The sequence below is a fragment of the Yoonia sp. genome, from assembly GCF_046498525.1.
In the GTDB taxonomy this organism is placed as follows: Bacteria; Pseudomonadota; Alphaproteobacteria; order Rhodobacterales; family Rhodobacteraceae; genus Yoonia.
This window is the reverse complement of sequence record NZ_JAWOAN010000014.1, coordinates 1-9,684: the sequence shown is the minus strand read 5'-3', so window position 1 is coordinate 9,684 and position 9,684 is coordinate 1. Positions and strand designations below refer to the sequence as shown.

The following is a 9,684-nucleotide window of genomic DNA, read 5'->3' as shown; positions in this document are numbered from 1 at the left end:
GTCATGCACGGGGCACCAATTCACACGACGCATGGTGTCCGTGGAAACAAGGACTGGTGGCCGAACCAGTTGAACCTCAACATCCTGCATCAGAACGCACCTGCATCCGATCCTATGGGTCCGGATTTCGACTATGCCGAAGAGTTCAAGAAACTCGACCTTCAGGCGCTCAAAGACGATCTTTACGCACTGATGACGGATAGTCAGGACTGGTGGCCTGCGGATTATGGCCATTACGGCGGTCTGTTCATCCGCATGGCTTGGCACAGCGCGGGCACTTATCGCACGGCTGACGGTCGTGGCGGTGCGGGTTCCGGATCGCAGCGGTTTGCACCGCTCAACAGCTGGCCCGACAACGGCAATCTCGACAAGGCGCGCCGCCTGCTGTGGCCGATCAAGCAGAAATACGGCAACAAGATTTCATGGGCCGACCTGTATATCCTTGCAGGTAACTGCGCCATGGAATCAATGGGCTTGAAAATGTTCGGCTTTGGCGGGGGCCGCGCCGATGTCTGGGCACCCGAAGAAGACATCTACTGGGGCCGCGAAGACGAATGGCTGGCCACCAGCGATCACGCACTGGCACGTTATTCCGAAGACCGCGATCTCGAAAACCCGCTTGCTGCGGTCCAGATGGGTCTGATCTACGTCAATCCCGAAGGTCCTGACGGGAACCCTGATCCGCTCGCCTCGGCGCACGATATCCGCGAAACATTCGCGCGGATGGCAATGAACGACTATGAAACCGTGGCCCTGACCGCAGGTGGTCACACCTTCGGCAAGACCCACGGCGCAGGCCCGGTGGACCAGATTGGCCGGGAACCCGAAGCAGCACCGCTCGAGGCGATGGGCTTTGGCTGGCTGTCCACATGGAAATCCGGCAAGGGTCGCGACACGATCACATCGGGCCTTGAGGGTGCATGGACGTCGAATCCGACGCAATGGGACATGGGCTATTTCGATGTTCTGTTCAAATACGACTGGGAACTGACCAAAAGCCCGGCAGGCGCACACCAGTGGACGCCCAAGAACATCGAAGAAGCGGATATGGCCCCCGATCCCGAGGATTCCTCCAAGAAGGTGCCGATCATCATGTCCACTGCGGATATGGCGATGAAGATGGACCCGGCTTACGAGAAAATCTCGCGTCACTTTCATGCAAACCCGGAAGAGTTTGCCGATGCCTATGCCCGTGCGTGGTTCAAACTGACCCACCGCGACATGGGGCCGAAAGCACTTTATCTTGGCAATGAGGTGCCTGCGGAAGACTTGATCTGGCAAGACCCGATCCCGGCTGTGGATCACGCTTTGATCGACGACGCCGATATCGCTGAACTCAAGGCGAAAATTCTGGGCTCCGGCCTGTCGGTGTCCGAACTGGTCTCGACCGCTTGGGCCTCTGCGTCTACCTTCCGCGGGTCCGACAAACGCGGTGGCGCCAATGGCGCGCGTATCCGTCTGGCCCCGCAAAAGGACTGGGCGGCCAACGAACCTGAAAAACTGTCCAAGGTGCTGGCGACGCTGGAAGGCATTCAAAGCGACTTCAACAGCGCGGCATCGGGGGGCAAGAAAGTCTCACTTGCCGATCTGATCGTGCTGGGCGGTTCTGCCGCTGTCGAACATGCAGCCAAGAACGGCGGTCACGACCTCACTGTGCCGTTCACACCGGGTCGCATGGATGCGTCGGAAGAACAGACCGACGTCGAAAGCTTTGAACCACTCGAGCCAGAGTCCGATGGGTTCCGCAACTTCCAAAAGAAGGCCTTCAACGTGCCTGCGGAAGAGATGCTTGTCGATCGTGCGCAGTTGCTGACGCTGTCTGCGCCCGAAATGACCGTTCTGGTCGGTGGTCTGCGGACGCTGGGTGCCAACACAGGCGGGTCAAAGCACGGTGTCTTCACCGACAAGACCGAGGCGCTGACCAACGACTTTTTCACGAACCTTGTCGACATGGCGACTGAATGGAAGCCAGCGGACGAAGACGGCATTTATGAAGGCCGCGACCGCGCCACCGGTGAAGTCAAATGGACCGGCACACGTGTCGATCTGGTCTTCGGGTCAAACTCTCAACTCCGTGCCCTGTCCGAAGTCTATGCGCAGCACGACGCAAAATCGAAGTTTGCAAAAGACTTTGTCGCAGCTTGGACAAAAGTGATGGACCTTGATCGCTTTGACGTGAAGTAAAATATTTCGGGCGCGGCCTTTTGCAGGTCGCGCCCGTCCCTTATGGCAGATCGATACGAAACGTAAGGTCGCCACATGCACACCCAGACACTGATTATCGGCGGCGGCTTGTCCGGCCTGTCACTTGCCTATCGGCTTCAGCAAGCCGGGCATGACTATCGCCTTGTCGAAGCGCACGCACGGCTTGGGGGACGGATCAAATCCCTTGATGTGAATGGCACAAAGTTTGATCTTGGCCCGTCATGGGTCTGGCCAGGTCAGACCCGCGTCACGCAATTGGTCTCTGACCTTGGCTTACACCTGTTCGAACAATGGAGCACAGGCGACCAGCTTTACGAACAACCCACCCGAGAGGTCCTGCGCAATACTGGCTTTATGTCGATGGCTGGATCATTAAGGGTCGCTGGCGGAACGACAGCTTTGACAGACGCACTCGCCGCGCGGCTTGATCCAGCAAAGGTCCAGACCAATGCAAAGGTCATGTCCATCAATGACAGCCCAGCGGTCGAACTTGCCGATGGGCAAACCATCACCGCCGCCCGGATCGTTCTTTGCCTGCCGCCGCGTCTGGCCGCGCAATTGCAGGCATCTCCTGCATTTCCTTCAGCGGCGCTTGCCGCGTTGCGGGCAATACCGACATGGATGGCTGCCCATGCAAAATGCATCGCCGTCTACCCCAAACCGTTCTGGCGCGAGAGCAACCTTTCAGGCGATGCCAGCAGTCGATGCGGACCTTTGGTTGAAATCCACGACGCTAGTCCCGAAGACGGCGCATACGGCGCGCTCTTTGGCTTTGTCGGATTGCCTGCAGATATCCGCAGTGAAGCCGGCGCTGCCCTGCTACCCGCTGCAATCGACCAACTTGCAAGACTGTTTGGCCCAGTGGCTAAAGAACCCCTTGCCGCAGAATTGGAAGACTGGTCGCAAGCGCCCCTGACCTCCACACCTGAAGATGCCTTGGCACCGCCGGGGCATCCGTCATACGACATGCCAAAAGCTGTCCAAGACATTTGGCAAGGCAAATTGATATTCGCCGTGACCGAGATGGCACCTGACAATGGCGGCCTGATCGAAGGCGCGCTTGCGGCCTCGGAAAAGGCCGCAGCGCAGATTTTGGCCAGCTGATTATTCGGCAGGCACCATGCCCGGCCCTGCTTCAAACCGCTTCGCCCGGCGTTCGCCCAGCATTAACATCGCGGGTGTGACCAACAGCGTCAGGACGGTGGCGAAAACCAACCCCCCCGCAATCGCGCTCGATAGTTCCGTCCACCACTGTGTGGACGGCGCACCATAGACAATCTCGCGCGTGAAGAAGTTGATATTCAGACCGATCACCATCGGCATGAGGCCCAGCGCGGTCGTCACGGAGGTCAGCACGACAGGGCGCAAACGCTGCGCACCGGTGCGCAACGCCGCCTCCAGTGACGACTGACCTTGCGCCTTGAGCTGGTTGAAGGTGTCGATCAGAACAATGTTGTTGTTCACCACAATCCCCGCAAGAGCGATAACGCCGATACCACCCATAACGACCCCAAACGGACGTCCGGTGACCATCAAACCAAGCAACACGCCGGCGATCGAGAACACAATCGCCGACATGACGATGAACGCTTGCCAAAAGCTGTTGAACTGGGTCAGCAGGATCAGGAACATCAGCCCGATGGCCGACAGGAAGGCACCGACAAGAAAGGTCATGGCATCTGCCTGTTCTTCTGCCTCGCCACCAAATTCAACCCGCACATTTCCGGGCAAATCAAGGTCTTTGATCGCGCCTTGCAGCGCCACTGTCTGATCATTGGCCAACATTCCCGTCGCGACATCGGCCGAGATGGTAATCACGCGTTCCTGGTCGATCCGGGTGATCACACCACTACGCGGGGCAGGATTGAACGATACAAAGTTCGAGATCGGGACAAGGCCCGCATCGGTCGGTACCCGCAGGGCTTCTAGTTCTGCCAGCGTCCGGTCACCGGCGGGAAAGCGTACGACGATATCAACTTCGCCATCACTGTCTTCGGGACGGTAATCTGCAACCGTGATTCCGCGCGTCAGCAACTGCACCGCCTGCCCAAGCAAAGCGACGCTCGCGCCACTGCGTGCAGCCTGCGAGCGGTCGACAGAGATTTGCCACTCCACGCCGGGACTCGGACGCGTATCGACAACATCGATAAAGCCACCAATGCGTGTCATCTCGTCAAGGATCATCTCGACGGCGGCCTCCTGATCGGCCTGATTATTGCCGACGACCTCCAGATTGATGGGCTTGCCACCACCCGGCCCGCCTGAGTCCGTCCGCACCTGCACATCGATACCGGGGATCTGTGCCATATCGGCACGGATATCCTCTGCAATCAATTTGACGGTCCGGCGCGTGTCCCAATCGGTCAACTCAAGCTGAAGTGTCCCGATCGTATCACCGCCATCACCTGTCCCACCGGAACGTGCGTAAACACTCGCGATCTCATCGTAGGCAGAAAGGCGTGCTTCGACCTGTCGGACCAATGCATCCTGTTCGTAGACCGAAAAGTTATCTTTCGCGCGCACTTCAACCTGCGCATAGTCAGGCTCGACCTCTGGAAAAAACGTGAGGCCATTGCCGAAATTGCCATAGGCTACGAACGACCCGACAAGCGCCAACATCGCAAAGCTCAGTGTTGTCCATGGGCGCAGGATCGACCATTCCAGAATCCGGACATAGCCACCCATGAAGCCAGTCATTTGACGCGGATCACCATGTTCGGCCGCGTAAAGCTGCGCCTTGGATTTGGCCGACTGCGACTGCCGCTTGCCAATTTGTCCGCCCATCACCGGAATGAAGACCAAAGCCATGAAAAGTGACGCCGCCAGCGTGAAGATAACCGTAATGGGCAGGAACTTCATGAACTCGCCCACGACACCCGACCAGAACAGCAGCGGGAAGAACACGCAAAGCGTCGTCGCCGTAGACGCGATGATGGGCCATGCCATCCGCTTGGCTGCGCGCGCATAGGCCTCTTTCGGGGGCTGGCCCTCGTGCAGATAACGATCCGCCAGCTCTGTCGTCACAATCGCCCCGTCCACCAGCATCCCCACAACGAGGATCAAGGAAAACAACACGACGATGTTCATCGTGAAGCCCATGAAATAAAGCCCTGCAACACCTGTCAGGAACGCCCCCGGGATGGCAAGACCCACCAGCAGGGACGACCGCAAGCCCAGCGCATAAACCACGACGATCATGACCAGGATGATCGCGGCAATCACATTCGCCTCAAGATCGGAAAGCATGGTTTTGACCGTTTCACTCTCATCGAGGGTGTAGCGCACCTGAACGCTCTCCGGCCAGTCGCGCTGAGTTGTTTCAATCACCTCACGCACTGCGGCAACGGTCTCGATGATATTCGCACCCACCCTCTTTTTGATCTCAAGCGCCAAGGCAGGTTGGCCATCGATGCGCGCAAAGCCGGTCGGGTCTTCGAAGGTACGGCGCACAGTGGCCACATCTGCAAAGGTGACAACAGTCTGGCCACGCACCAGAATGGGCAGATCCATTACATCTTCAAGGTCTTCAATCAGGCCCGGCACCTTCAACACCAACCGCCCCGCTTCGCTCTCGATCGCACCGGCAGCGATAAGCTGGTTGTTATTGGTAATTGAACTGATCAACTCATTGAACGAGATATTGTATGTCTCGAAAACCGTTGGGTCGATAAGCACTTCCATCAACTCTGCCCGTTTGCCGGCCACATCAACCTCAAGCACACCGCTGAGCGCTTCGATGTCGTCCTGCAAGTCCTCGGCCAGCGCGTTGAGCGTGCGTTCCGGCACAGGACCGGACAAAATAACCGTCAAGATCGGAAAGAGCGCAGTGTTGATTTCAGTGACAATGACAGTCGCGTCGGAGGGAAGCTCACTTTCCACACTATCAGCGCCTTCGCGCACCTTGGCCAAGGCCTCAGCCGCGTCGAACCCGGGTTCAAAATCAAGCTGCACTGCGCCCCGCCCTTCGCTGGCGGTCGCAGTCATCGACTTCAAACCTGTCAGGGATGCAAACTCTGTCTCCATCGGACCGATAAGCACATCTTCGGCATCTTCTGGTGAAATGCCATCAAGAGAGGCCGAAACAAAGACGATCGGGATCGGAACCTCGGGATTGCTCTCTTTCGGGATCGACATGTAAGAGATCGCACCAATCGCCAGCAGAAACACCAGCAGAAGTTGGACAACCTTGCTGCGGTTGAATGCAGCGTCGATCAGGGCGTTCATTGTGACACACCCGCTGTTTGATCGGCCCCGACAATCCGCGGATCAACCACATCGCCTGCATTCACAAAGCCTTGGCCAACAGTGATGATCTGCGCCTCTTCGGTCAGACCCGTGACCCAGACACCATCGGTCTGCGCCCGCACGATCGCGACGGGCGAGAAGGCAACGGTGTTGTCTTCCAGTACAGTCTTGACCCCCAATTCACCATCCGTGCCCAGTGACAGGATCGCAGGTGAAATAAAGTGACCCCGCGCTTGCCCTGTTGGAATGACAATCCGCGCACTTAGCCCTGCCGGCATGACGCTGTCGGGGTTGTCGACAGTGATTTCGACCCGGAAGGTGCGGGTCTGCGTATCAGCATTCGCCCCCACAAAGGTGATCACACCCTGACGCTGCTCGCCGGTGATAAACTCCACTTCGGCTGTTTGCCCTGCCTCGACGCGCGACAAGGCCTGCTGCGGCACCTGAATGACAACGGTCAGCGGATCATTGTCAATGACTTCAGCGACGACGCTTCCCGCATCGACAAACTCCCCTACATCCAGTGTCATATCATTCAAACGTCCTGCAAACGGGGCGCGAATGATTGTATTTTCAAGCTGCTCCTGCGCAGCAGTGACAGCAGCGTCAGCCGCCGCCTTTGCCGCACGCGCGTTGCTGACACGATCCTCGGTCGCAACCCCCCGCTCCTGCAGCGCAATCGCATTGTTCAGATCACGGGTCGCCTGTTCCAACTGCGTCTGCGCCTGCAACAACTGCGCTTCAATTGTTTCTGCATCAATACGCCCGATTTCCTGACCGTCGCTGACAAGATCGCCGCGCACGACCGCCACCGAAACCACTTGCCCCCCAACCTCGGCCCGCACCATGGTCATGCGATCCGGCTCTGACTGGCCTTCGGCCGTCAGCACAAGCTGCACGTCCTGCGCCTGTGACGGAATCACTGCAACTGCGATTGCGCGGGGTGCTGGCGTGGCTTGCGCATCATCCTTCATCGTCTCTGATGGAAAAATGTACCCGCTGCCCATCCAACCCACCAAAAGCAAAGCCAGAAAACCAGCGACCCATTTGGATCGCCCCGACCCTTTGTCAGGATCAAATCTGAGTTTCCCGGCCATGGCCGGTTCAACATCTTTTGCCATGAGGCATTCCTTCGGTGCTGTTCTGCGCGCGCAGGGCCGAAAATACGGGTTAAGTGGCGTAGATAGGCCCCCATTGGCACAGATGCCAGTCATTTACTCTGTAATTCTGGCATACCGAGCGGCTTGCCACCAATCGCTCATAAATGCGCCGTTCCTTCTTCGACATCAGTGATCCCATCGACACTCTTTGCCAGACCACGTAAACCAAGGGGCATGATTGCAGAGCATGACACGGTCGAAATTTTGCCCCTTGGTGTGGACGGCATCTTGGTGCGTTTCTCGCGCGTGCTGACCGAAGAGGCAAACGCACGCGCCCTCAGCTTTCGTGACCATGTGCAGGATGCCGACATAGAAGGTCTGACCGAGATTGCTTCATCCCTCGTTTCGGTCCGCATCGGCTTCGACCCTGAAAGAACCGACAGGGCTTGTGTGACAAAGGCGCTCAAGACCTTGCTGGAGCAGTATCAATCAACCGCTGAAGGACCGCGCCGCCTATGGCGTATCCCTGCAGCCTTCGGCACAGATTTCGCGCCACAACTGGACGAGGCTGCGGCTTTGGCGGGCCTGACATCCGCACAGGCCATCGATCAGATCGAAGCCGCAACCCTGCGCGTCATCGCAATCGGTTTTGCGCCAGGTCAACCCTATCTGGGCATGTTGCCGGACAACTGGGATATTCCACGCCAGACCGAACTGACCAAAAGCCTTCCGCGCGGGGCGCTGATCACTGCGGTGCGCCAGTTGATCGTCTGGGGGGCGGACGCCCCGACCGGCTGGCGGCACATCGGACAGACCGCCTTTCGGGTATATTTGCCGGAAACATCCACGCCCTTTGCCTTCGAATCAGGGGACGCGGTACGGTTTCAGGCTGTGTCCGACACAGATTTCCGCGCCATCCAGACAGATACGGACACAAACGGCGGTGCAACCTGCGAGGTTCTGCGCTGATGCCGACACTGACCATTCATAGCGCCGGTCCCGGCCTCACCCTGCAAGACCTCGGGCGTCCCGGTTGGCAGGCGCAAGGGTTATCCACCGGAGGGGCCGCAGACCGTTTGGCGCTCTTGGAAGGGGCCGCATTGCTCGGGGGCGAGCCAGGCGACGCCGTAATCGAAATGATGGGCTTCGGTGGCACATTCAGCGTGGACGAAGGGACGCGCATCGCACTGACCGGCGCTGTGATGCAAGCCGACATCGACGGCGATGCCATTCCCCATAACGCGACCCATTTCCTGCCTGCGGGCGCCAAACTGACCATCCGTGGCGCGCAAAAGGGCGTCTACGGGTATCTGCGTCTTGCCGGTGGCATTGCGACTGACCCCATCATGGACAGCCGCGCCGCACATCTGACCGCAGGCATCGGACACCGCTTGCAGGCAGGCAATACACTTCCCCTTGCTGCGGACCCGGACAGGATGCAGGTGCCGCGCAGGCTACCGCCTGCGGACAGGTTTTCCGGGGGAACCATCCGGATCATGCCCGGACCACAAACCGAATTCTTCAGCAAGCAGACGCAGCACACCTTCTGCGCGACCATTTTTCATCGCAGTCAAAGTGGCAACCGGCAAGGGATCAGGCTGGAACACGAAGGCGGCACTTTCGCCACATCCGGCAGCCTCAATCATGTGTCGGATCTGATCGTACCGGGCGATATCCAGATGACAGGCGAAGGTGTGCCTTACGTCCTGCTCGCCGAATGCCAGACTATCGGCGGCTACCCACGGATCGGCAGCGTCATCCCCGCAGACCTGCCCAAAATCGCGCAAGCGGCCCCCGGCACACCGCTTCAGTTCCATTTCCTGACAGTCGCAGAGGCGGACGCCACCGCCAAGTCACAAGAAACGCAACTCCGCACCCTCATCAAAATGTGCCAGCCAATGATCCGCGACCCCCATTACATCGCCGATCTGCTCCGTTACCAATTGATCAGCGGGGCCACCCCCGGCGACGATCTTGAAAGGCCCTGACATGACGCGCACAGTCGATCTCAACTCTGATATGGGCGAGGCCTTTGGCCCGTGGCGCATGGGCGATGATGCAGCACTGCTTGATATCGTGTCTTCCGCCAGTATCGCCTGCGGGTTTCACGCAGGTGACCCCGATGTGATGGATA

7 protein-coding genes are annotated in these 9,684 nt (G+C 58.5%); 5 read left to right on the top strand and 2 right to left on the bottom strand.

Annotation, left to right across the window (positions count from 1 at the left end; genetic code table 11):
- Both katG and R6T97_RS00985 read left to right on the top strand, forming a co-directional pair.
- Positions 1-2,184: catalase/peroxidase HPI (gene katG / locus R6T97_RS00990; RefSeq protein ID WP_410347445.1), on the top strand; the 2,184-nt coding region annotated here is incomplete at its 5' end.
- Positions 2,185-2,259: 75 nt separating this feature from the next.
- On the top strand, positions 2,260-3,309 hold the full coding sequence (locus tag R6T97_RS00985; RefSeq protein WP_410347444.1) for a flavin monoamine oxidase family protein: 1,050 nt from the start codon (positions 2,260-2,262) through the stop codon (positions 3,307-3,309).
- On the opposite strand, the gene R6T97_RS00980 is transcribed toward R6T97_RS00985, so the two are convergent.
- Both R6T97_RS00980 and R6T97_RS00975 read right to left on the bottom strand, forming a co-directional pair.
- The gene (locus R6T97_RS00980; RefSeq protein ID WP_410347443.1) at positions 3,310-6,429 is read right to left on the bottom strand and encodes an efflux RND transporter permease subunit; all 3,120 of its coding nucleotides are present in this window, start codon (positions 6,427-6,429) and stop codon (positions 3,310-3,312) included.
- Positions 6,426-7,571, bottom strand: coding sequence for an efflux RND transporter periplasmic adaptor subunit (locus R6T97_RS00975; protein WP_410347442.1), 1,146 nt, complete (start codon positions 7,569-7,571; stop codon positions 6,426-6,428). Before R6T97_RS00975 ends, R6T97_RS00980 begins: the two co-directional genes overlap by 4 nt.
- Positions 7,572-7,784: 213 nt before the next feature.
- Between R6T97_RS00975 and R6T97_RS00970 the strand changes: the two genes are divergently transcribed.
- The 3 genes from R6T97_RS00970 to R6T97_RS00960 all read left to right on the top strand — a co-directional run.
- Complete coding sequence (locus R6T97_RS00970; RefSeq protein ID WP_410347441.1) at positions 7,785-8,519, top strand: 5-oxoprolinase subunit B family protein; 735 nt, start codon at positions 7,785-7,787, stop codon at positions 8,517-8,519.
- On the top strand, positions 8,519-9,538 hold the full coding sequence (locus R6T97_RS00965) for a biotin-dependent carboxyltransferase family protein (protein ID WP_410347440.1): 1,020 nt from the start codon (positions 8,519-8,521) through the stop codon (positions 9,536-9,538). The genes R6T97_RS00970 and R6T97_RS00965 overlap by 1 nt, the downstream gene beginning before the upstream one ends.
- Position 9,539: 1 nt before the next feature.
- A partial coding sequence (locus tag R6T97_RS00960) for a LamB/YcsF family protein (protein WP_410347446.1) occupies positions 9,540-9,684 on the top strand: 145 nt, incomplete at its 3' end.

What these genes read in the sequence shown, in the direction of transcription:
- R6T97_RS00985 (WP_410347444.1), top strand. Translation starts at nt 2,260, where the DNA reads ATGCACACCCAGACACTGATTATCGGCGGCGGCTTGTCCGGCCTGTCA.
- R6T97_RS00980 (WP_410347443.1), bottom strand. Translation starts at nt 6,429, where the DNA reads ATGAACGCCCTGATCGACGCTGCATTCAACCGCAGCAAGGTTGTCCAA.
- R6T97_RS00975 (WP_410347442.1), bottom strand. Translation starts at nt 7,571, where the DNA reads ATGGCAAAAGATGTTGAACCGGCCATGGCCGGGAAACTCAGATTTGAT.
- R6T97_RS00970 (WP_410347441.1), top strand. Translation starts at nt 7,785, where the DNA reads ATGATTGCAGAGCATGACACGGTCGAAATTTTGCCCCTTGGTGTGGAC.
- R6T97_RS00965 (WP_410347440.1), top strand. Translation starts at nt 8,519, where the DNA reads ATGCCGACACTGACCATTCATAGCGCCGGTCCCGGCCTCACCCTGCAA.